This is a genomic window from Paracoccus sp. TOH, assembly GCF_030388245.1.
Classification (GTDB): domain Bacteria; phylum Pseudomonadota; class Alphaproteobacteria; order Rhodobacterales; family Rhodobacteraceae; genus Paracoccus; species Paracoccus simplex.
Window position 1 is genome coordinate 42625 of the sequence record NZ_CP098364.1, and the last position, 21291, is coordinate 63915.

Below are 21291 nucleotides of genomic sequence, written 5' to 3' on the forward strand. Positions count from 1 at the left end.
ACGATAACGTGATCGTCGCGGAATACGGGGAAACACATCCATGCGCTTGCTGATTGTCGAGGACGATCCGGTCCTGTCCGACGGGCTTGGCGTCGGATTGCGCCTGTCGGGGTTCACGGTCGATACCGTCGCCACCCTGGCCGATGCCCGCGCCGCGCTGCAAGGCGGCGGCTTCGCGGGCATGGTGCTGGACATCATGCTGCCCGACGGTTCGGGGCTGGAGCTGCTGGCTGATCTTCGGGGCGCGGGATCGCGGATTCCGGTCCTGCTGCTGACGGCCCGCGATCAGGTGCGCGACAGGGTCTGCGGCCTGGATGCCGGCGCCGACGATTACCTGGGCAAGCCCTTCGACCTTGCGGAACTGGCCGCCCGGCTGCGCGCCATGCTGCGCCGGCAGGAAGGCCGCGCCTCGGCGGTGATGGAATGGAACGGGCTGGCGCTTGATCCGGCCACCATGCGCGGCAGGCGGAACGGCGACGCCATTCCGTTCTCGCGCCGGGAGTTCACCATCCTCCAGGCCCTGATCGAGCATCCCGGCGCCATCCTGGCCAAATCCGTCCTCGAAGAGCGGCTCTATGGCTGGCAGGGTGAGGTCGAGAGCAACACGGTCGAGGTCCATATTCACAAGCTCCGCGCCAAGCTCGGCACGGCCTTCATCGAAACGGTGCGCGGGGCCGGCTACCGGCTGGGGAATCCCGCCAAGAAGGGGGAAGCAGGATGAATTCGATCCGCAGGCGGCTGTTCGTCATCCTGCTGGCCGCGACCGGGGTGATCTGGCTGTCCGCCGTGGTCTGGATCCAGCATTCGACCCGCACCGAGCTTGGCCATGTGCTGGACCGGCGGCTGCAGGAATCGGCGCAGATGGTCGCCTCGCTGATCCGCCGCAACGGCGGCATCGCCGGCCCCGACGCGGCGGCGCTGGTCGATGAGGCGCCGGCCCTGCCCGATACCGGGCGTCATGACTTCGCCCGCCAGCTCATCTGCCAGGTCTGGGGGTTCGACGGCCGGTTGAAAAGCGAATCCGACGGCGCGCCCTCTGGCCAGTTGGCCGAGCAGCAAGGCTTCAGCGAACGCGAGGTCGATGGCGAGGTCTGGCGCGTCTATACCCATGTCGACGCGGACCTGGGCATCCGGGTCATGGTCGGCGATGCGCGTTTCATCCGCGACCGGCTGGTGCATGGCGTGGTGATGGGGCTGCTGGCCCCGGCCATGCTGATCCTGCCGCTGCTGGCGGCGCTGATCTGGCTGGCGGTGCGCGGCGGGCTGGCGCCGCTGGACCGGCTGGCCCAGGCGCTGTCGCGCCGCCCCGCGACCGATCTCAGCCCGTTGAAGGAGGGCAGCGCGCCTTCGGAACTGCGCCCGATGATCGAGGCGCTGAACGGCCTGTTCCACCGCGTCGAGGGGCTGCGCGAGCGCGAGCGCAGCTTCACCGCCTTCGCCGCGCATGAGCTGAAGACGCCGCTGGCCGGGCTGAAGACCCAGGCCCAGGTCGCGACGCTGGCCCCCGACGCGGCGACGCGCGGACGGGCGCTGGCGCAGATCGCGCGGGGCGTCGATCGCACCGACCGCATGGTGCGGCAGCTTCTGGACATGACCGCGGCCGAAAACGCCATCGACGCGGCGCAGCCGCATCCGCAGGACGGCGCGCGCATCCTTGCCGAGGTGGCCGACGAACTCGCCGGGCTGGCGCAGGCGCGCGGCGTCGCGCTGCGGCTGGAAACCGGCCAGGCGGAATGGCGCACCACCCAGGCGGCCCTGTTGGCGCCGGCGCTGCGCAACCTGCTGGAAAACGCCATCCTCGCCTCGCCCGCCGGGGCCGCCGTTGACGCGCGGCTGATGCGCGCGGGCGAGGCGGTGCGCTTCAGCGTGCTGGATCGCGGCCCCGGCATCGCCGAGGCCGACCGTCCCCATGTCACCGAGCGTTTCTATCGCGGCGCGGCCAGCCCCTCGGGCGGCGGCAGCGGGCTGGGCCTGTCCATCGTCGCCGCGGCCGTCAAGGCGATGGGCGGCGAGCTGCGCCTTTCGCCCCGCGACGGCGGCGGCGAACAGGCCGAAATCATCCTGCCGGGCCGGGCCCGGTCCGCACCCCGCGAGCTGTGGTGGAACCGGCCCGCCGCAGGGAAGCAAAGCGGCGGGTGACGGGGCAGGATGCGACGCCGCCGTCCGTCCGGGCTTGGCGCGGGTGGCCATCCCGGCGGCCCTCGACACCCGCCCGGATGCCGCCGATGCCGCCGCGGGTCGTGGAAAAACCGCCGGCAAGGTCGCTGTCGCGCCGCCGGATCGACCCGCCTTTGGGGAAAGCCCGGACGGACGGCGGCGGCCCTGCTGTCGCGGCCGGGCCGGATCGGGGCACGGCCCGATCCCGGCTTGCGGCTAGGGGTTCCCGACCGCCGGCGACAGGGTGACGCGCACCACGAAACCGTCCCGGCGGGCAGGGGCGGGCGAGATGAACTCGAGCTTGCCTTCGGCCGCCGAAACGATCTGCTGGCAAATATGCAGGCCCAGGCCGAACCCGTCCCCCCGGTGCCGGGCGAAGCGCAGAGTCAGCCCGGCCAGGTCGGCGGCGGCGACGGCCGCGCCCTCGTTCGCGACCTCAAGCACGGCGCCTTGCCACAGGTGCAGCCGGACCGGGCTGTCGGGCGGGCTGTGCTGCAAGGCGTTGTCGATCAGGTTCGACAGCACGATGGCAAAGGCATCCGGGTCGATGCGCGCCATGACCGGGCCGGAGGGCAGGTCGACCGCCAGCCGGGCGGTGTCCGACCGCGCCCGTTCGGCAAGGACCAGCCGGGTCAGGGCCGCCAGGTCATGGACTTCCGCGGAGTCGCCAAGGCCGGCATCGGCACGGGCCAGTTGCAGCAGCCGCGCCACCAGCCGCCGCATCCGCTGCAAGGCACGCTCCAGCGCGTCGAGGCGGGCGACCTGCTCTGGCGCGGTCGCGGTCTCGCGCAATTGCTGAGCCTGGGCCAGGGCGATGGCGACGGGGGTGCGCAATTCATGCGCGGCATTGGTGGCGAAGGCGCGCTCGGCCTCCAGCGCCTGCGACAGCCGGGCGATGAAACCGTTGACCACGCCGGCGATCTGCACCAGGTCGTCGGGCCAGTCGCCGGCGTCGATCATGTCGAGGCGGCTGCCGTCGCGGGCCGCGATCTCGGCTCCCAGTTCGCGCAGCGGCGCCAGCGACCGCCGCGAGATCCAGCCGACGATCAGCCAGGTCAGCGGCAACAGCGCGACCATCGGCAGCAGAAAGCTGGTCATCCCTTCGCGGAAGGCCTCGCGCCGCTCGGCCAGAGGCGCAGCGATCTGCAAGGCGTGGCCGGCGGCGTCGAAGGGCGTGGCATAAAGCCGGTAACCCGGCGCGGGAACCACGCGGCCGGGCGTCAGGCCGGCGGCGTCGGGCAAGGTCGCCCGGCCGGCCAGTTCCGATTGCCACAGCACCCGGCCGTCCCGCGCGACCAGGCGATAGACCAGCGCCTCGTCCATCGAGATCGCGGGCTGCGGCACCTCGACCGGGATGTCCTGCGCCTGCATCTGCTCCACCAGCGGCAGCAGCACATGCGCCGTCTGGACAAGCTGCTGGTCGAAAAGCTCGTCCTGTTCGGACCGGAGCACCGCCGACATCATCAGCACCGCCCCCGCCCAGACCGCCGCGAGGCCCAGCGTGGTGAACAGCGCGACGCGCCGCGACAGGCTGGCGCGCCGCATCAGGCCCGCCCCATGCGATAGCCGAAGCCGCGCTCGGTCACGATGGCATCCCGCCCCAGCTTGGCGCGCAGCCGGCTGACATGCACCTCGATGGCGTTGCTTTCCACCTCGTCGCCGAAACCGTAGAGCGCGTCTTCCATCTGCGCGCGGCTGGTGGTCATGTCGGGACGCCGGCTGAGCCGCTCGATCAGCGCCCATTCGCGCAGGGTCAGGTGGACCGGCCGGCCGTCCAGCAGCACCTGACGCCGCTCGGGCAGGACCGTCAGCCGGCCGAAGCGCCGCTCGACCTCGGCCGTGCCGGCGGCACGGCGATGGATGGCCAGGATGCGGGCATGCATCTCGTCCAGGTCATAGGGCTTGACCAGATAGTCATCCGCACCGGCCTCGAGCCCGGCGATCCTTTCGGTGATGCGGTCGCGGGCGGTCACGACCAGCACCGGCACGCGCGCGCCGCGTCCGCGCAGATCGCGCAACAGCGCCAGCCCGTCGCCATCCGGCAGTCCCAGGTCCAGAAGCACCAGGTCGTAATCGGTCGCCGCCAGCGCCGCCGCCGCGTCCTCGGCGCTGCCGGCAAGATCGATGGCATGGCCGGCCGCGCGCAGATAAGCGCCGATGGCTTCGGCCAGATCCGGCTCGTCCTCGACAGCTAGCAATCTCATCCGCGCCTCTCTTCGTAAGCGAACCGTAATCTTGACGTCCCAGGAAACGCGCCGAAAGCGCCCGCGTCACGGGACCGGCCGGGCGGCACAAGGATGACGCATGATGACGGCAAATACCATCTGGCTCGGGATCGGTTTCCTCGGCCAGCTTCTTTTCACCTCGCGCTTTCTGGTGCAATGGATCGCGAGCGAGCGCGCCCGCCGCAGCGTCGTGCCCTTGGCGTTCTGGTGGTTCAGCCTTGCCGGCGGGGCGACGCTGCTTGCCTATGCGATCTGGCGGCGCGACCCGGTTTTCGCCGTCGGGCAGGCAAGCGGCCTGGTGATCTATACCCGCAACCTGATGCTGATCGGACGCGGCACGCGCCAGGGAAAGCCGGCATGATCCGCCGTCATCCGGTCGCCCTTGCCATGGGCTGCCTGCTGCTGACGGCCGCGCTGGGGCTGCTGTTGCGCCCGCCGGTCCCCATCGACGAGACCCGCTATCTGGCCGTCGCGTGGGAGATGCACAGCACCGGCAACTGGCTGGTGCCCAGCAAGAACTTCGCGCTTTACAGCGACAAGCCGCCGCTCTTGTTCTGGGCGATCAACCTCGTCTGGCTGGCGACCGGCGTCAGCGGCTTCGCCGCCCGGCTGGTCGGGCCGGCTTTCGCCTGCCTGGCCATCTGGCTGGTCGCGCGGCTGGCGCATCGGCTTTGGCCCGGGGACCGGGACGCGACCGGTCGCGCGGCCATGGCCCTTGCCGGGCTGGCGGTCTTTGCCCTGTCGGGCAGCCTGACCATGTTCGACGTGCCGCTGACCGTGGCGGTTCTGGCCGGGCTGATCGCGCTGGACGCCGCCAGGCCGGGCGGCTGGCAGACCTGGGCCGGCTTCGGCGCCGCCATCGCCCTGGGCGTGCTGACCAAGGGGCCGGTGATCCTGTTCCACCTGCTGCCGGCCGCGCTGCTTTTGCCGCTATGGAGCGGGACCGGCATCCGCTGGCGCGAGCTTCCGGCAGGCCTGGGTTTCGCGATCGCGGTGGCGCTGGGGCTGGTTGCGCTGTGGCTGGTGCCGGCGGCCGTGCTTGGCGGCCCGGCCTGGCGCGAGGCCGTCCTGTGGCATCAAAGCGCCGGGCGGTTGGCAGGATCCTTTGCCCATGCCCGGGCCTGGTGGTGGTATCTGGCCCTGCTGCCGGTGCTTGGTTTTCCCCTGCTCTGGAGCCCGGGCTTATGGCGCGAGGGCTGGCGGACCCCGTGGCGGCAGGATCGCGGGCTGAGGCTTTGCCTGATCTGGACCGGCGCGGCGCTGGTGCTGTTCAGCCTGACGAGCGGCAAACAACTGCATTACCTGGTGCCGGAACTGCCCGCGCTGGCGCTGATCGCGGCACGGCTGGGGCGGAACGTCCCCGGATTCGCCTTGCAACCGGCGATCATCGCCGTCGGTCTGGCCGGCCTGGCCGCGGTGGCTGCAGGCTTCGGCGCCTTGCCGCTGCGGTTGCGGACGCTTTTCGATCCTGCCAGCACCTTCCTGGCCTGGGCGCTGCTGGCCGCCGCCCTGTGCTGGATGGCGATGCGCTGGCGGGGCGGAGCGGGGGCGATGACCCTGTCGCTGGGTTTGCTGCTGGCCACGAACCTGCTGATCGGCACCACCCGCACGGCGCGGGTCTATGACGCCGGCCCCATCGCCGCCCGGCTGGCGGCGCATCGCGCCGACGGGCTGGCCTTTGCCGGCGCCCCCTATCATGCCGAGTTCAACTTTGCCGCCCGGCTGACCGAGCCGGTCGCCGAACTGCTCGACCCGGCCGCGCTGCGATCCTGGGCCGCGCGGCATCCGCAAGGGCTGATCGCCGGCCGGACCGACCTTGCCACCCCGTCCTGGCCTCCGCGCGAGACGATCCTGTTCCGCAATCGCGATTACGGGATCTGGTCCGTGGCGGACGCCCCTCCGGCTGAAAGGAACCCCGGATGAACGACATGCTCCCCGACGTTTCGGTGATCATCCCCGTCCGCGACGAGGCCGTCGCCGTCGAGCCGCTGATCCACGAGATCGCCGCTGCGATGGCCGGCCGCGACCATGAGATCATCGTGGTCGATGACGGATCGGACGACGGCACCGACCGCATCCTGCAGGCTTTGGCGGCGCGGATGCCGCGCCTGCGCCTGCACCGCCATCCCCGTTCGCGCGGGCAATCCACGGCGATCCGCAGCGGCGTGCGGCTGGCCCGGGCGCCGCTGATCGTGACGCTGGACGGCGATGGGCAGAACCCGCCCGATCAGATCCCGCTGCTGCTTGCACCCTTCGCGGCCGATGCGCCCAGTCTGGGACTGGTGCAGGGCCAACGGGCGGTGCGGCAGGACGGGCTGGCGAAACGGCTGGCCTCGCGCTTCGCCAATGGCGTCCGGGGCGCGCTGCTGCGCGACGGGGTGCGGGATTCCGGCTGCGGGCTCAAGGCGTTCCGGCGCGAGGCCTATCTGGATCTGCCCTTCTTCGATCACATCCACCGCTTCATGCCCGCGATGATGCTGCGCGAGGGCTGGAGCGTCGAGACCGTCGACGTCACCCATCGCCCGCGCCGCAGCGGCCGCTCGAAATACTCGAACCTCGCGCGCGGGCTGGTGGGCATTCCCGACTTGCTGGGCGCGGCCTGGCTGATCCGCCGCTCGGGCCGCCGGGGACTGGCCGCGCCCGAACCGCCGCAGCACCGGCCGGCCACCCGCGGCCGCGAAGACGTGGCCCGGCCATGAGAAGCGCGCTGGCGAAGCCTGGCTATGCGGGGCTGGCGAATGCGGCCCTGTTGGCGCAGAACGGCGAGGCGACGGGCGTCGATCCGTCGCCGGAACGGGTGGCGCAGGTCGATGCCGGGCAAAACCCGGCCGCGGATGGCGCAGCGGCCGACTGGCCGCATCCCAGCCGCATCGGCGGCGGCGACCGGTTCGGAGCCAGCTGATGCGCCGCGCCCTGATCACCGGCTGTTCCGGCTTTATCGGCTTCCACCTTTGCCGCCGCCTGCTGGCGGACGGGTTCAGCGTGGCCGGCATCGACAACCTGTCGGATTATTACGACCCCGCCCTGAAGCGGCAGCGCCAGGCAATCCTCGAGGCCGATCCGGCCTTCTCGGTCGTCAACGACAGCATCGAGACCCCCGGCCTGCTGGAGCGCATGTTCCGCGACCACCGCCCCGAGATCGTCGTCCACCTGGCCGCGCAGGCCGGGGTGCGGCATTCGATCGACCAGCCGCGCGCCTATCTTTCCAGCAATATCGTCGGAACCTTCGAGCTGCTGGAGGCCGCGCGGGCGATGCCGCCCCGGCACATGCTGCTGGCCTCTACCTCGTCGGTCTACGGTCCCAACGAGCGGATGCCTTGGCGCGAAACCGACCGGACCGACCATCCGATGTCCTTCTATGCCGCGACCAAGAAGGCCACCGAGGCGATGGCCCATGCCTATGCCCATCTTTACCGGTTGCCGGTGACGATGTTCCGCTTCTTCACCGTCTACGGCCCCTGGGGCCGGCCCGACATGGCGCTGTTCAAGTTCACCCGGGCGATCCTTCGCGGCGAGCCGATCGACGTCTACAACCGCGGCGAGATGCAGCGCGACTTCACCCATGTCGACGACCTGATCGCGGCGATCCGCGGCCTGATCGACGCGCCGCCGCCGGAAGGCGACGAGCGGGACGAGCGGGATGAGGACGTTTCCCCGGTGGCGCCGTGGCGGGCCGTCAATATCGGCAATTCTCACCCGGTGATGCTCGGCGAGCTGATCGCCGCGGTCGAACGGGCGACCGGCCGGCCCGCGATCCGCAGGCTTCTGCCCATGCAGCCGGGCGACGTGCCCGCGACCTGGGCCGATACCTCGACGCTGCACCGATTGACAGGGCTGTCGCCCGGCACCGAGATCCGCAAGGGCGTGCAGGATTTCGTCGACTGGTATCTGCGCCATTACGACCAGAAGGCCGCCGGAATGGCCTGTCGCAGGACGAACACATGCGATGCCCCGCCCTGCGAAACCGGGCAGGAACAGAACCTGCTTGCCGATCCCCTGGCGAGCGGTCGGGCGACGGAGCACCGGAAACCCGCATGACCGCGCACGGTCGGCCGGCAGGTCGCCTTGCAGGCCGTCGGCATCGACAGGACATCGCCGGCAACAGGGGCGTGGGCATCCTGACGGCCGCCCGGAACCGCCCATCCGGAGGTTCCGGGCACGACAACCGCCTGTCGCCCAGATCGGCGCGTTGCGGTGCCAGACCAGACCAGACCGGGCCGCGAAGCGCCGCCGGATGCATATGGCGGAAAGCGTTCCGCCGGGGATCTTGCCAGTGTTTTTCTGCTGTTAAAGCAAGCGATCGGCAAAATTCGTCCATGATGCGGATTACATGGGGTTCAAGGATCTTTGCCCATCATCCGCGATAAGGTCCGCTTATCGGGAGTCTTGACGATCCGGCCCGGCCGCCCCAGAATGCCGGCATGGATCTGCTGGCCCTCCCTGCCCTGCCGCCGGCCGAAGCCGAAGCGCTGAGCGATCTTTGGCGCCGCGGCACGCCGGAAAACACCCTGCGCGCCTGGGAACGTGACCTGGCCTATGTCGCCGCCTGGAAACAGGCCGCCTTCGGCCAGCCGCTGGAATGGCCCGAACGCCAGGACGTCGCCCTGCGGTTCCTGCTCGACCACGCCGCCGACCTGAGCGAGGCCCAGGGACCGGCCCGCGCCGCCGCCGAGGCGCTGATCGCCGCCGGGCTGCGCCGCAGCCTCGCCTGCCCTGCCCCGGCGACCCTGGACCGCCGCATCGCCTCGTGGCGGGCCTTCCACCGTATGCGCAACCTGGCCTCGCCCTTCGAAAGCCCGCTGATCGCTCAGGCGCGCGGCCGCGCCCGACGGGCCGCCGCGCGGCCGCGGCATCGCAAGTCGGACAACCCGATCACCCGCGAGGTTCTGGAGGCGATGCTGGCCAGCTGCGACCATTCGCATCGCGGCATGCGCGACCGCGCCTGCCTGATGCTGGGCTGGGCCTCCGGCGGCCGCAGGCGCTCGGAAATCGTGGCGCTGAGCCACGACGATATCGACGCCCGGGAATTTGCCGAACAGGGGCTGATCCGCATCCGGCTGCTGGCGACCAAAACCACCGGCCAGGACCGGGCGCCGCGCCTGCCGCTGAAGGGCCGGGCCGCCCGCGCGGTGATGCGCTGGATCGCCGCCGCCCGGATCAGCGAAGGACCGCTGTTCCGCCCGGTCAGCCAGGCCGACCGGGTGCTGAAGCGGCGGCTGTCGGCGGACGGGCTGCGCGAGATCGTCCGGCACCGGCTGGTTCTGGCCGGCTACCCGCCGGATTTCGCCAGCCCGCACGGGTTGCGCGCCGGCTTCCTGACCCAGGCGGCGCTGGACGGCGCCCCGCTCGCCGCCGCCATGCAGCTGAGCCTGCATCGCTCGGTCCAGCAGGCGCAGCGCTATTACGCCGATGTCGAGATCGCCGAGAACCCCGCCGCCGATCTGCTGGGCTAGGCATCCGGCGCACCGATCATGCGCAGGTGGCCGGTCCGCCGGACCAGACCTCGCACCCGCTGGCCGGGTCGTCAACGCCGCCCCGACCGGCACATCGCGTCACGCCCCGAAGAAAATTGCCAATTGGCAATTTCAGCCATGACGCCGCAGGTAATCCTCCAGGGCGGTGCGCAACTGGTCCTCGGGAATGTCCTGCCGGAACTCGATCCGGACCTTGCTGCCGCGCCGCGCGACGGTCACCCTGCCCTTGCGGCCGCCGGTCTCGATCACCTCGTCCTCGCGGGCCGGCTTCGGGCCATAGGCCACCGCCTTCAGCCGGGCCAGCACCGCCGGAACGGCGATGAACGCGGCCTGACCGGCCCGCGCGGCGGCCTGCTGGTCGGCGATGGCGGCCGCCTCTGCCAGCAGCTTGTCCCCGGCATCCTGCAGCATCGGACGCAGGCTGCGGGCATGCAGCTCTTTCAGCTCGGTGATCTGCGGCCAGGCATCGACGATCTGCCGCGGCAGCCGCGCCAGGTAGAGATAGCGCGAGAGCCAGGCCTCGGAGACCTCGAGCCGCGTCGCCATCGCCTTCTGCTTGCCGCCGTAATAAAGCTCCAGGGCTTGCAGGTAGTCCCGCGCCCTTTCGTAATCGCTGAGATCGGCCCGGTCGCGATTCTCGATATCGGCCAGGCGGAAGGCCTCTTCGTCGGTCAGGTCGCGGACCTCGATCAGATAGCGGAACTGCGGGTAGTTGTTGGCGCGCAGCCAGCTGACCGCGAAATGGCGGCGCGCGCCGCAGATCACCTCGTATTCGGGCCCCTGCCCGGCCGGCAGCCGGCGCACGATGGCGGGAAACTCCTGCTGGCCCTGCGCCCTCAGGCTGTCGATCAGGTCGCGGCAGTTCTCCTCGGACAGCAGGTCATAGGCGCGGTTATGGCGTTGCCACATCACGCAGCTGGCCGGATCGACCCAGCGCAGCACCTTTTCCTCGCGTTCGCCACTGTCGGTCAGCGCGTTCTGCCGCTTGAGAAACCGCGCGCCGCCCTTGTCCAGGGCCGCGGGTTCGGACAGATCCTTCAGCACGTCGTCGAAAATCGCATCATGGCGCTTGCTCACAGCAGGCCCTCCTTGCGCAGCTGGCGGTGATGGCTGGGCCAGGTCTTGCGGATCAGCAGTTCGACCTCGCGCCCGACCGCATCCAGATAGGCGCGGCAGCGCTTGTGGGTCTCGGTCCGGGTCGCCGGTCCGGTCAGCTCGTAGACGGTCATCAGATTGGCGGTGGCGTTGTCGATCTCGGCGGAATCCTTGAGCGAGGCGTTCAGCATGTCTTGCGGAAAAACCGCATCCATCATCCGCTTGATCGCCTGATGCGCCGATTTCTGATCGTTCATCTTGGAGGTCAGGATCTTGACGAAACTGTATTCGCGGGCGCCGCCATGCCGGGCCAGCTCGGCCAGGGTGGATTCCATCATCTTCAGGAAATGCGCCGTCGAGGCGAAGTCGATATTGTTCGGCGGCGCCGGGATCAGCAGCGCATTGGCGGCGCGCAGCACCGATAGAGACAGCATGCCCAGGGCCGGCGGTGGATCCAGCAGGATGATGTCGAACTGATCCGCGATCGAGGCCACCCCGTCGCGCAGCCGGTCCAGGATGAAGGCCGGATCCCGGGCCATGCGGGCCGCGAACTCATATTCCGCGTCGTAAAGCCCCAGATTGGCGGGGATCAGCGCGATGCCGGGCCAATAGGTGGCGCGCAGGGCGTAATGCAGGGTCTTGGGCCCGCCATGCTGCAGGAAGGGATAGAGCGTATCCTCGTCCTCATCGACATCGACATCGGGATTCAGGCCGAAAACCGCCGTGGTCGAGGCTTGCGAGTCGCAGTCGATAACGCAGACCCGGTAGCCCTTCAGCGCGAAATATTGCGCCAGATGCACCACCAGGGTGGATTTCCCGACGCCGCCCTTGAAGTTCTGCACCGCCATGACCAGCGGCGGATCCTCGGGCGCACGATGCGGGCTGGTGCCGAACACCTCGCGCATCCGGTTCACCTCGGCCAGGGTATAGCCGTTGCGGCGGTTGGTGGCGGCATCCTTGGCCGGCTCGGGCAGCCTGCCATCGGCCTCGGCATCCCTGATCGCCTTTTCCGAGCGGCCGACCATTTCCGCCGCGGAACGGACATTGAACAGCACCTCCAGCTTTTTCTGGGTGCCGGGGGCAAAGACCCGCTCGCGCAGGCGCTCGATGACCGTCGAGGCACGGCGGCTGAGCACCGAAAGCTCCTCGAGGGTGACGGGGGGAACGACGGGGTTCATGGGATATCTTCTCTGCTCGTTTGCGGTACTATGCCGAGAGCGGCGCATTTCGTAAAGTTCGGATTTTGAGCGCCGTTTCCGCAAAAACCGGAAGTTCGCCGTGATCTGTCACCGGACGGCAAACCTGGGCCGGCGGCGCCGCAGGAAGGAAGCCAGACCCTGAGAATCATCCCAATCTGTAAGGTTAACGACCGACCGGGACATGGGTTTTCCCGGAATCCTGTGGATAAACCACCCTCCGGAATTTTCTGATTCATGGATTCAGGGTTCGTCTGCAGCAAGCCATTGCTTGAAAAGCCGAAATCGCCCGCGTACTTACATTTGGGGACGATTCGCGCTACGTCCCGGGATGGCTGGCCTTACGGATCGGGCGGGATGGCCTTACGTCCCGGGTGCGGTCGAAACCTTACGGATCGGGTGCGGATTGCAGAAGCGCCGCGGTGCATGGAAATTGCCAACGAAAGCAACAGGCTGCGAATCACCTTGGGCAAGCCGCGCGCGGCGTTGCTTACATTTTGGGTGCAACGCCCGCAGCCCTTGCCGGATCGCTTGAGAACTTACGTCGTTTCCGATACAAAAGTAAGGAAAACGGGGTAGGGGAACATGGCCGAGTCGGCGATGAAAACAGTGGAAGCGCGGCCGAATGCCGACAGCCTGATCAAGCCGGGCGAGCTCGTCGATCTGATCGAGGTGACGCCGCTGACCCTGAACGACCGCCGGATCTATAACCAGCTGCTGGAAAATGCCTGGGATGCCATCGACAAGCCGGTCACCCATGTCATCGCGAAATCGGCGCTGCGGGGCAGCCACAATTCCAACGACCGGGTGGGCGAAAGCCTGGAACGGCTGATGTCGGCCATCGTCAAGGTGGCGGTGATCTGGGACGGCGAGCCGGCCATCGAGCGGGTGCAACTGCTGGGCGGCAACCTGGAAAGCGGCCGGGCCGACGGGCTGCTGGAATACGAGATCCCGTCCCGGCTGCGCAAGATCATCCGCAATAGCCAGGTCTTTGCCCGCCTGCAGCGCGAGGTGATGTTCGCATTGTCCTCGAAATACGCGCTGACGCTTTACGAGATGGTGCAGAAGCGCGGAAACCTGCGCTGGAAGGCGTCCGAGCGCTTCACGCTCGAGGCGCTGCGCGGCATCATGGGCGTCCCGAAAGGTAAGCTGTCGTCCTGGTCGAACCTCAAGCTGCGGGCGATCGATCCCGCCGTGGCCGAGGTGAACGCGCTTTCCGACTACATGGTCGAGATCGCGCCGATCAAGACCGGCCGTGCCGTCACCCATGTCGAGATGCGCTGGTGGCGCAAGGACGGCGATGCCAGCGGCGCCGCTGACCGGGCGCTGCAATTCTCCAAGGTCGGTCGGCGCGTCAAGGCCGAGGGCCGCACCGAGCAGGTTTCGGCGGGGCAGATTTCGGCGGGGCAGGGCGCCCGGCCGCGGCCGGCATGGCTGGATGCCCGCGGCCCCGCCCTGCAAAGCTCGACATACGAGACCGCGCGCCTGCGCCATCCGGGCTATGACATCTATTTCGTCGAGGGCGAATGGCGGAGTTGGAGCGCGGGCAAGGATCCCGCCAAAGACCCGGACCGGGCCTTTCTGGCCTTCTTCCGCAGCTATGCCGAGAAGAACCCGCTGTGAAAAATTGCCAATTGGCAATTTCCGGAAATGCGGGCGGGCCATGGTGTTCCGGCCGGGGTCGGCGGCAGGTGCCGGGCCTTGCCGCATCGGGTGGGCTGTCCGGATTGCCCGCCGCGGTTCCCGATATCGGCGAAGCCGCTATCGGCTGGCCAGCAGCCCGATCTCGCGGGTCAGCGCGAACAGGGCCTTGAGCTGCGGCGGGGTCGGGGCCGCCCCCAGGTGCTGGATCGACGCGATCAACCCGATGCTGCCGAGAAGCTGGTTCTGCGGACTCAGGATCGGCGCGGCGATGGCGTTGATGCCCAGCAGCGATTCCTCGGGCGCGGTCGCGTAGCCGGCGGCGCGGATGCCGTCGAGCTGCGCCGCCAGCGCCGTTCTCGAGGTGAGGCTTTTCGGGGTTACCTGCGGCAAGGTCTCGGGCAGGGTGTCCAGCAGTTCGGGGGAACCGAAGGCCAGGAAAACCTTGCCCTGGGCCGAGGAATGCAGGCTCAGTTCGCTGCCGGGACGCACCCCGATCTCGATGGGTTGGTTGCTGCTGACCGTCGCCAGGATGAAGGCCGAACGGGGGGCGGGAATGCTCAGCACCACGGCCATGCCTAATTCGTCGCGGGTGGCGCGCATCAGGGGCAGGGCCAGTTCGGCCAGGCTTGCGCCGGCCGGCGCCTGCTGCGCCATCAGCCACAGCTTCGGCCCCAGCGCGTAATGCGAGGTGGCCGGATCCTGAACGACCATGCCGTGTTCGATCAGCGTGCGCAAATGCTTGAATGCGGCCCCCTTGGCGATGCCGACATCAGTGGAAATCTGGGTCACGCCCACGGGCGAATCGGCGAACGCGATACGTTCGAGAATGCGCAGGCAGGTGTCGGCGGCCCGGACGGTCTCGACCTTTTCCAATGTGTTTCCCCAAGAATTTGCTTCTCCTCTCTGTGTTGACGCCTTTGCTTTGTCGTGTCAATATGAGAACAGCGTTCCCTGATAGGGAACACAGGAGGAGAGAAACATGATGAAATCCGCCGCCCTGATCCTGATGGGAAGCCTGCTTTCGACAGCGGCCTGGGCCGATCCCGTCACGCTGCGGCTGGGCCATGCCGTATTCGAGCAGCATCCGATCCACGATACCGCCGTGCGCTTCAAGGAGGCGGTCGAGCGGCTGTCGGATGGCGACATCAAGATCGAGATCTTTCCCTCGCGCCAGCTGGGCGACGTGAAGGAGCTGATGGAGGGCGTGCAGTTCGGCACCGTCGACATGACGGTGAACTCGACCTCGGCCTATTCGACGCTGGAACCGTCGATCGACGCCTTTCAGCTGCCGGGGCTGATCCCCGATTACGAAGGCTTCGCCGCCATGGCGAAAACCCCCGAGGCGCGGGCGATCATGGATCGGCTGGAAAACCACATGATGGTCGCCCTGGGGGTCTATGACGGCGGGCAACGCCATTTCCTGACCGTCGGCGCGCCGGTCGAAAGCCTGGCCGACATGCATCACAAGAAGACCCGCGTCGCCCCCAACCGGATGTTTCTGGATGCCTGGCAGGCCGTGGGCGTGAACCCGACGCCGATGGCCTATGGCGAGGTCTATTCGGCGCTGGAAACCGGCACGCTGGACGCGGTCGAGATCAACCTGACCTCGATCGAGAGTGAGAAATACTACGAAATCGCCAAGGGCGTGACGCTGACCGGCCATTACTTCTGGCCGAGTTTCCTGCTGGTCAACCAGATGAAGTTCAATTCGCTGACGCCCGAACAGCAGCAGATCATGCGCCAGGCCGCCGACGAGATCGTCGAGCCGCAGGTGATGGCGGTCAAGGCGTTGGACGAGCAGATCAAGGTGCATCTGGCCGAGCTGGATATCCCGGTCGTGACCCCGTCGGATGCGTTCAGGGCCGAGCTGCAGGCCGCCTTCGCCCCGGTGGTCGAGAAATACAAGGCCGCCGATCCGCTGATCGCCGATTTCGCGGCGGCGGCGGAAAAGCTGGCCCCGGCCGCACAATAGCGCCGGCGCGCGCGGGCTAGTCCCGCGCGCCTTCCATCCGCGCTCTCAACGGAGAAACCCATGTCCAAGCTCTGGCGCGCCTATGTCGCGGCCGTGGAAGCATTCTGTTTCGCCGGGATCGCCGCGATCCTGGTGATCGGCAGCATGCAGGTCGTCTGGCGCTATGTCTTCAACAGCTCGCTGTTCTGGTCGGAAGAGGCGATGCGCTATCTGATGATCTGGATCGTGATGATCGGCGCCGGCCTCAGCTATTCCCGCGGCCAGTTCCTGGGCATGCGGCTGGCGGTGGACCGTCTGCCGGCGGGCCTGCGGCGGGCCGCGGATCTGCTCTCGGGTCTGCTCATGCTGGTCTTTCTGGCGGCGATCCTGTGGTTCGGCACAAAATTCGCCTGGATGACGCGGTTGCAGACCGCGACCGCGCTCGGGTTCTCGATGTTCTGGGTCCATGTCGCGATCACCGTGGGCGCGCTGCTTCTGGCGCTGCATGTGGCGCTGAACGAATTTTTCGGCATCGCGCGGCAGGAGAAATCCGAAGAGCATCCGATGGGCGCGGAGGAAGCGTTGTGATCTGGCTCGGCTCGATTTTCTTTCTGACGCTGGCCATCGGCATGCCGATCGCCTTCGTGCTTGGCATCAGCGCGCTGGGATATTTCTACTTCACCGGCCAAACGCAATTCCTGATCGTGCTGCCGCAGCGGATGCTGGCGGGGATGGACATGTTCGTGCTGCTGGCGATCCCGCTTTTCGTGCTGGCGGGCGCGATCATGGACGTGGGCGGGCTGACGCGCCGCCTGATCGGCTTCGCGAACTCGATCGTCGGCCGGTTCCGGGGCGGCTTGTCGCTGACGGCGGTCTGGGGCTGCTTCCTGTTCGGCGGCGTCAGCGGCTCGGCGGCGGCCGACGCGGCGGCCATCGGCACGGTGATGGTGCCGGACATGAAGCGGCAGGGCTATGACGTGGACTATTCGGCGGCGCTGATCGCGGTCTCGTCGCTGATGGCGCCGCTGGTGCCGCCCTCGATCGCCATGATCATCTATGGCGCGCTGTCGGGCACCTCGATCTCGCAGCTGCTGGTTGCCGGGCTGGCGCCGGGCTTCATGCTGGCGGTGTTCCTGTCGGCCTATGCGGTCTGGATCGCGCATCGCCGCGGCTATCCCAAGGCGGCGAAGCAATCGCTGGTCGCGATCCTTCGGGGCAGCTGGCAGTCGATTCCGGTGCTGCTGCTGCCGGTCATCATCGTGGTCGGCATCCGGGGCGGCATCTTCACCGCGACCGAGGCGGCGGCGGTGGCCGCCATCTATGCGCTGGTCATCGCCACCGTCGTCTATCGCGCGATGAGCTGGAAGTTCCTCAAGGAGGCCTTCGTCGCCACGGCGATCATCAGCTCGGCGATCTATTTCTTGGTCGCGGTCGCCAATGTCGCCGGCTTCATCTTCGCCATCGAGCAGCTGCCGCAAAAGACCGTGGCGCTGCTGACCGGGGTCTCGGACAACAGATACGTGATCCTGCTGATGGTGAACGTGATCCTGCTGTTTCTGGGCATGTTCCTCGACACCATCGGGGTGCTGATCCTGACGGTGCCGGCGCTGATGGCCATCGGCAATCTTCTGGGGCTGGAGCCGGTGCATCTGGGGGTCATGGTGGTCTTCAACGTGCTGGTCGGTTTCGTCACCCCGCCGGTCGGGCTGTGCCTGTTCGTCATCGCCGGCGTGACCGGCCGCCCGATGGAGCGGATCGCCTACAGCGCCCTGCCGATGATCGGGATCGCGCTGTTCGTTCTGGCGCTGATCACCGTCTTCCCCGAAATCTCGTTGTTCCTGCCGCGCGTGCTGGGGGTGGCGGGATGACCGATCTTTCGGTGCAGATCGGCCGGACCCGGCTGAAGAATCCGGTCATCGCCGCATCGGGCGAACATCTGATCGACGATGCCGGGATCCTGTCGGCCATCGCCGCCGGGGCAGGGGCGGTGGTGATGAAGTCCGGCAACGACTCGGCCGCGGCGCAGCGACAGCTTTTGCAGGCCGAATATGTCGCGCTGGATGCGCATTGGAACCGGCTGGACTGGGGCGCCGGGGCGCCGCGCGCCGCGACGCTGCTGACGCGCTCGGGCCTGACTCCGCTGTCGCTCGGGGAATGGCTGGATCAGGCGCGGCGGATGGATGCGGCGGCCCGTCAGGCGGATTGCGTGCTGGTCGCCTCGGTGGTGATGGCGGGGATCGAGGATGCCGTCCGCCGCGCCCGCGCCGTCGAGGATGCCGGCCTGCGGGTCTTCGAGTTCAACATCGGCACGCCCTATGCCAGCCAGTCCGCCAAGGGGGCGGTCAGCACCGAGCTTTCGCCGGCTCGCGTGGCAGAGCTGGTCGGGACGGTGACGTCGGCGGTGTCGATTCCGGTCTGGGTCAAGCTGTCGGGCCAGAGCGAGCGGGTTCCCGACCTTGTCGCCGCCGCCCTCGGCGCCGGGGCGGACAGCGCGGTGATCGCCGGGCGGGCGCTGGGGCTGGTCCCCGATCTTGAGACCATGCAGCCGATGCTGGGCACCAGCTGCGGCATCGGCGGCTACTGGAACCTGCCGCTGACCTGCCACTGGCTGGCGATGAGCCGGGCGACGCTGGGCCCCGACCGGGCGCTGATCGGCATCAACGGCGCCTGTTCGGGCCATGACGTGGCGCGGATGATGCTGGCGGGCGCCTCGGCGGTGGGGCTGTCCTCGGCCGTGATGCTGCGCGGCTGGGACGTCATCCGCGATGCCGTCGCCGATCTGGAAGCCTATTGCGCCGGCAAGGGCGCAAGCGCCCGCGATCTGATCGGGCGCGCGGCCGATGCCCGCCGCAGCTTTGCCGAGATGCCGGTCCTCGAACAGGTCTGGCGCAACCACATTCCCGCGCCGCTGGCGCCGGGCGAAACAGTCAGGAGAAACAGATGACTGCCGAACAAAGCCGCATTGACGACCTGATGAAGGGCGCGGTCGATCTGCACGTCCATTCCGGCCCCTCGCTGCATCCGCGCAAGCTGGATCATATCGCCGCCCTGCGCGAGGCGGATCAGGCCGGCATGGCCGCCGTGCTGCTCAAGGATCACTACTATCCGACCATGCCGCTGGCGACGCTGATCAATCAGAACATGGGTTTGCGGACCCGGGCCATCGGCTCGATCGTGCTGAACAATCCGCTGGGCGGGCTGAACCCCTCGGCGGTGGATTATGCGCTGAAGCAGGGTGCCCGCGTGGTCTGGATGGCGACCGCCCATGCCCGGAACCACATGGAGCACGAGGCCCAGAAGCCCGGTTTCAAGTTCCCGCAGAACAGCAAGAAGACGGTCGCCCCCGTCCCGCTGACCCTGACCGACGAAAAGGGCGCGGTGCGCGACGAGGTCAAGCATATCCTCGACCTGATCGCCGAGGCCGATGCCGTGGTCTCGGGCGGCCACCATCACGCCCGCGAACTGCTGCCGTTCTATGAGGAGGCGAAGGCGCGCGGGGTGAAGCGGCTGTTCCTGAACCATCCGACCTATGTGAACGATTGCAGCCTTCAGGATGTCGCGCATCTGGTCGGCATGGGGGTCAGGATGGAGCATTCGGTCTGCATGTTCATCCCCTCGACCTTCCAGCTGTTCGACCAGGATCACCTGCGCGCGGTGATCGAGGCGGCGGGGGTCGACAACACCTTCTTCGGCACCGATCTGGGCCAGACCGGCAATCCGAACCCGGTCGAGGGCATGCGGCAGATGATCGCCATGCTGATCGGGCTGGGCTATGGCGATGCCGACATCCGCAAGATGACCACGACCGTCGGGGCCGAGCTGGTCGGGCTGGAAGCATGAGCGGGCTGAAGGCACGGATCAACGCCGGCGAGACCGTCATCGGCAGCTTCGTCAAGACGCCCTCGCCGCATGTGGTCGAGATCCTGGGTCTTGCCGGGCTGGATTTCGCGGTGCCGGATCAGGAACATGCGCCGCTGGACCTGGGGGTGATGGACCAGCTTGCGCTGGCCTCGCGCGCGGTCGGGCTGCCCCTGGTCGCGCGCTGCTGGGGCCAGTCGCCGGCGCGGATCTCGCCGCTGCTGGACCTGGGCTGCGCGGGGGTGATGGTGCCCCATGTCGCGGATCGCGACACGGCAGAGGCCGTCATGGCCGCGGTCAAGTTCGGGCGGGGGTCGCGCGGCCTGTCGTCTTCGCCGCGCGCGGGGCATTACGGCACCCTTGCCGTCCCGGCCTATACCGCGAAAAGCGACGCCGAAACCGTGGTGATGCTGCAGATCGAGGACAAGGCGGCGCTGGACCGGCTGGACGACATCGCCGGCGTGCCGGATGCCGATGTGCTGTTCGTCGGTCCCGCCGATCTGTCGCAATCGCTGGGCTGCGGCTTCCCCTCGGCCGAGCTTGACGCGGCGATCATCCGGGTGATCGCCGCCGCCCGGCGGGCCGGCGTCGCCGCGGGCCTGTTCGTCGGCGACGAAAGCCAGATCGCCCCCTGGCGCGACCGCGGCGTCAGCGTCTTCGTCTGCGGCTCGGACCAGGCGCTGCTGATGAAGGGCGCGCGCCGGATCATCGCGGCGGGCCGCGCCTGAGCCCGCGCTGACAGGAAAGGATTTCCCCATGTACAAGGACAAGGATCCCCGCGCGGCCCTGTTCGCCGCCGCCTCGGCCCCGGCCCGCACCGGCCTGATCGCCAAGGAGCAGCTGGCCGAGTTCGACAAGACCCCGCCGCAGGAAGACGCCCATGGCCGCAAGGTCTGGTATCAGCGCGGCTGCAATTTCGTGCTGGCCTATGCCGAGGCGCAGCCGGGCGCCGGCTTCGCCCGCGCCGGCCAGCCGGACGAATATGTCGTGCTGCTGCCCGACCAGCCGGCGCTGATCGAGGCGAATGGCGACAGCCGCGAGGTCGCCGGCAATTCCATCGCCTTCGTGCCGCCGGGCGACAGCCGGGTGACGCTGCCGGAAGGGGGCAGGGTGGTCCGGCTGTTCACCGCCGCCGCCGCGGATCTGGTCGCCCTGTGTCCCAATGCCGATGCCTATGCGGCCGGGCGCAGCCATATCCCGCCCTTCGAGCCCTGGGCCGAGCCGGCCGGCGGGTTCAGGATCCGCGCCTATGATCTGGACGTGCCGCCGCAGGAGGGGCGGTTCGGCCGCATCTTCCGCTGCACCACCTTCATGGTGAATTTCCTCGACCTGCAGCAAGGCCCGCGCGACCCCGGGAAGCTGTCGCCCCATCACCATGACGATTTCGAGCAATGTTCGCTGGCGCTGGCCGGCAGCTTCACCCACCACTTGCGCTGGCCCTGGACCGTCGACCGCAGCGACTGGCGCGAGGATCGCCACATCGCCGTCGGCGCGCCTTCGTCGCTGGTGATCCCGCCGCCGGTCATCCACACCACCGAAGCCAGCGGCGCGGGCGGCAATGCGTTGGTGGACATCTTCTGCCCGCCGCGGCTGGACTTTTCGATGCAGCCGGGCTGGGTGCTGAACGATGCCGATTATCCGGAGATCCCGCAGCAGATCCCGCAGCGCTGAACAGGCGGAAGCGACCGGCC

General features: G+C 68.5%; 21 protein-coding genes. 16 read left to right on the forward strand and 5 right to left on the reverse strand.

Annotated elements, in window-relative coordinates; translation table 11 throughout:
• Window positions 1-40: 40 nt before the first annotated feature.
• Window positions 41-721, forward strand: coding sequence for a response regulator transcription factor (locus NBE95_RS21755; protein WP_289896882.1), 681 nt, complete (start codon window positions 41-43; stop codon window positions 719-721).
• Window positions 718-2139 carry an ATP-binding protein gene (locus NBE95_RS21760; RefSeq protein ID WP_289896883.1) on the forward strand — a complete coding sequence of 474 codons (1422 nt, stop codon included), beginning with the start codon at window positions 718-720 and terminating at the stop codon, window positions 2137-2139. The genes NBE95_RS21755 and NBE95_RS21760 overlap by 4 nt, the downstream gene beginning before the upstream one ends.
• A 234-nt stretch (window positions 2140-2373) precedes the next feature.
• Here NBE95_RS21760 and NBE95_RS21765 read toward each other — a convergent pair whose 3' ends face one another.
• Window positions 2374-3702 carry an ATP-binding protein gene (locus tag NBE95_RS21765; RefSeq protein WP_289896884.1) on the reverse strand — a complete coding sequence of 443 codons (1329 nt, stop codon included), beginning with the start codon at window positions 3700-3702 and terminating at the stop codon, window positions 2374-2376.
• Complete coding sequence (locus tag NBE95_RS21770) at window positions 3702-4361, reverse strand: response regulator transcription factor (RefSeq protein ID WP_289896885.1); 660 nt, start codon at window positions 4359-4361, stop codon at window positions 3702-3704. The genes NBE95_RS21765 and NBE95_RS21770 overlap by 1 nt, the downstream gene beginning before the upstream one ends.
• Before the next feature lie 100 nt (window positions 4362-4461).
• Between NBE95_RS21770 and NBE95_RS21775 the strand changes: the two genes are divergently transcribed.
• From NBE95_RS21775 to NBE95_RS21800, 6 genes are all read left to right on the forward strand, one after another.
• Complete coding sequence (locus NBE95_RS21775; protein ID WP_289896886.1) at window positions 4462-4743, forward strand: lipid-A-disaccharide synthase N-terminal domain-containing protein; 282 nt, start codon at window positions 4462-4464, stop codon at window positions 4741-4743.
• A complete protein-coding gene (locus NBE95_RS21780; protein WP_289896887.1) occupies window positions 4740-6305 on the forward strand; it encodes a glycosyltransferase family 39 protein in 1566 nt (521 codons plus the stop codon). The genes NBE95_RS21775 and NBE95_RS21780 overlap by 4 nt, the downstream gene beginning before the upstream one ends.
• Window positions 6302-7081, forward strand: coding sequence for a glycosyltransferase family 2 protein (locus NBE95_RS21785; RefSeq protein ID WP_289896888.1), 780 nt, complete (start codon window positions 6302-6304; stop codon window positions 7079-7081). The genes NBE95_RS21780 and NBE95_RS21785 overlap by 4 nt, the downstream gene beginning before the upstream one ends.
• Entirely contained in the window at window positions 7078-7284 is a 207-nt protein-coding gene (locus NBE95_RS21790; RefSeq protein ID WP_289896889.1) for a hypothetical protein, read from the forward strand. The genes NBE95_RS21785 and NBE95_RS21790 overlap by 4 nt, the downstream gene beginning before the upstream one ends.
• On the forward strand, window positions 7284-8420 hold the full coding sequence (locus NBE95_RS21795; protein ID WP_289896890.1) for an NAD-dependent epimerase/dehydratase family protein: 1137 nt from the start codon (window positions 7284-7286) through the stop codon (window positions 8418-8420). The genes NBE95_RS21790 and NBE95_RS21795 overlap by 1 nt, the downstream gene beginning before the upstream one ends.
• Window positions 8421-8803: 383 nt before the next feature.
• A complete protein-coding gene (locus NBE95_RS21800) occupies window positions 8804-9835 on the forward strand; it encodes a tyrosine-type recombinase/integrase (RefSeq protein ID WP_289896891.1) in 1032 nt (343 codons plus the stop codon).
• A 132-nt stretch (window positions 9836-9967) separates the two neighbouring features.
• Here the strand turns inward: NBE95_RS21800 and NBE95_RS21805 are convergent, their stop codons facing one another.
• Entirely contained in the window at window positions 9968-10933 is a 966-nt protein-coding gene (locus NBE95_RS21805) for a ParB/RepB/Spo0J family partition protein (protein ID WP_289896892.1), read from the reverse strand.
• Window positions 10930-12129: an AAA family ATPase gene (locus NBE95_RS21810; protein ID WP_289896893.1), complete on the reverse strand. Its 1200-nt coding sequence runs from the start codon at window positions 12127-12129 to the stop codon at window positions 10930-10932. Before NBE95_RS21810 ends, NBE95_RS21805 begins: the two co-directional genes overlap by 4 nt.
• A 618-nt stretch (window positions 12130-12747) precedes the next feature.
• On the opposite strand from NBE95_RS21810, the gene NBE95_RS21815 reads away from it, so the two are divergent.
• The gene (locus tag NBE95_RS21815) at window positions 12748-13770 is read left to right on the forward strand and encodes a replication initiation protein (RefSeq protein ID WP_289896894.1); all 1023 of its coding nucleotides are present in this window, start codon (window positions 12748-12750) and stop codon (window positions 13768-13770) included.
• A 138-nt stretch (window positions 13771-13908) separates the two neighbouring features.
• Here NBE95_RS21815 and NBE95_RS21820 read toward each other — a convergent pair whose 3' ends face one another.
• Window positions 13909-14664, reverse strand: a complete 756-nt coding sequence (locus tag NBE95_RS21820) for an IclR family transcriptional regulator (RefSeq protein WP_289896895.1) — start codon at window positions 14662-14664, stop codon at window positions 13909-13911.
• Window positions 14665-14770: 106 nt separating this feature from the next.
• Between NBE95_RS21820 and NBE95_RS21825 the strand changes: the two genes are divergently transcribed.
• The 7 genes from NBE95_RS21825 to NBE95_RS21855 are packed head-to-tail and all read left to right on the forward strand — an operon-like array spanning window position 14771 to window position 21271.
• Window positions 14771-15763 carry a TRAP transporter substrate-binding protein gene (locus tag NBE95_RS21825; protein ID WP_289896896.1) on the forward strand — a complete coding sequence of 331 codons (993 nt, stop codon included), beginning with the start codon at window positions 14771-14773 and terminating at the stop codon, window positions 15761-15763.
• Between the two features lie 60 nt (window positions 15764-15823).
• A complete protein-coding gene (locus NBE95_RS21830; RefSeq protein WP_289896897.1) occupies window positions 15824-16330 on the forward strand; it encodes a TRAP transporter small permease in 507 nt (168 codons plus the stop codon).
• Complete coding sequence (locus NBE95_RS21835; RefSeq protein ID WP_289896898.1) at window positions 16327-17610, forward strand: TRAP transporter large permease; 1284 nt, start codon at window positions 16327-16329, stop codon at window positions 17608-17610. Before NBE95_RS21830 ends, NBE95_RS21835 begins: the two co-directional genes overlap by 4 nt.
• Window positions 17607-18686, forward strand: coding sequence for a dihydroorotate dehydrogenase (locus NBE95_RS21840; protein WP_289896899.1), 1080 nt, complete (start codon window positions 17607-17609; stop codon window positions 18684-18686). Before NBE95_RS21835 ends, NBE95_RS21840 begins: the two co-directional genes overlap by 4 nt.
• Window positions 18683-19582, forward strand: coding sequence for a DUF6282 family protein (locus NBE95_RS21845; RefSeq protein ID WP_289896900.1), 900 nt, complete (start codon window positions 18683-18685; stop codon window positions 19580-19582). Before NBE95_RS21840 ends, NBE95_RS21845 begins: the two co-directional genes overlap by 4 nt.
• Window positions 19579-20328, forward strand: coding sequence for an aldolase/citrate lyase family protein (locus tag NBE95_RS21850; protein ID WP_289896901.1), 750 nt, complete (start codon window positions 19579-19581; stop codon window positions 20326-20328). Before NBE95_RS21845 ends, NBE95_RS21850 begins: the two co-directional genes overlap by 4 nt.
• A gap of 28 nt (window positions 20329-20356) precedes the next feature.
• On the forward strand, window positions 20357-21271 hold the full coding sequence (locus NBE95_RS21855; protein WP_289896902.1) for a hypothetical protein: 915 nt from the start codon (window positions 20357-20359) through the stop codon (window positions 21269-21271).
• Window positions 21272-21291: the final 20 nt, after the last annotated feature.

Coding starts and splice junctions, on each gene's coding strand:
- NBE95_RS21795 (WP_289896890.1), top strand. CDS start 7,284: ATGCGCCGCGCCCTGATCACCGGCTGTTCCGGCTTTATCGGCTTCCAC.
- NBE95_RS21760 (WP_289896883.1), top strand. CDS start 718: ATGAATTCGATCCGCAGGCGGCTGTTCGTCATCCTGCTGGCCGCGACC.
- NBE95_RS21755 (WP_289896882.1), top strand. CDS start 41: ATGCGCTTGCTGATTGTCGAGGACGATCCGGTCCTGTCCGACGGGCTT.
- NBE95_RS21775 (WP_289896886.1), top strand. CDS start 4,462: ATGATGACGGCAAATACCATCTGGCTCGGGATCGGTTTCCTCGGCCAG.
- NBE95_RS21845 (WP_289896900.1), top strand. CDS start 18,683: ATGACTGCCGAACAAAGCCGCATTGACGACCTGATGAAGGGCGCGGTC.
- NBE95_RS21785 (WP_289896888.1), top strand. CDS start 6,302: ATGAACGACATGCTCCCCGACGTTTCGGTGATCATCCCCGTCCGCGAC.
- NBE95_RS21770 (WP_289896885.1), bottom strand. CDS start 4,361: ATGAGATTGCTAGCTGTCGAGGACGAGCCGGATCTGGCCGAAGCCATC.
- NBE95_RS21765 (WP_289896884.1), bottom strand. CDS start 3,702: ATGCGGCGCGCCAGCCTGTCGCGGCGCGTCGCGCTGTTCACCACGCTG.
- NBE95_RS21855 (WP_289896902.1), top strand. CDS start 20,357: ATGTACAAGGACAAGGATCCCCGCGCGGCCCTGTTCGCCGCCGCCTCG.
- NBE95_RS21850 (WP_289896901.1), top strand. CDS start 19,579: ATGAGCGGGCTGAAGGCACGGATCAACGCCGGCGAGACCGTCATCGGC.
- NBE95_RS21815 (WP_289896894.1), top strand. CDS start 12,748: ATGAAAACAGTGGAAGCGCGGCCGAATGCCGACAGCCTGATCAAGCCG.
- NBE95_RS21810 (WP_289896893.1), bottom strand. CDS start 12,129: ATGAACCCCGTCGTTCCCCCCGTCACCCTCGAGGAGCTTTCGGTGCTC.
- NBE95_RS21840 (WP_289896899.1), top strand. CDS start 17,607: ATGACCGATCTTTCGGTGCAGATCGGCCGGACCCGGCTGAAGAATCCG.
- NBE95_RS21825 (WP_289896896.1), top strand. CDS start 14,771: ATGATGAAATCCGCCGCCCTGATCCTGATGGGAAGCCTGCTTTCGACA.
- NBE95_RS21780 (WP_289896887.1), top strand. CDS start 4,740: ATGATCCGCCGTCATCCGGTCGCCCTTGCCATGGGCTGCCTGCTGCTG.
- NBE95_RS21800 (WP_289896891.1), top strand. CDS start 8,804: ATGGATCTGCTGGCCCTCCCTGCCCTGCCGCCGGCCGAAGCCGAAGCG.
- NBE95_RS21790 (WP_289896889.1), top strand. CDS start 7,078: ATGAGAAGCGCGCTGGCGAAGCCTGGCTATGCGGGGCTGGCGAATGCG.
- NBE95_RS21830 (WP_289896897.1), top strand. CDS start 15,824: ATGTCCAAGCTCTGGCGCGCCTATGTCGCGGCCGTGGAAGCATTCTGT.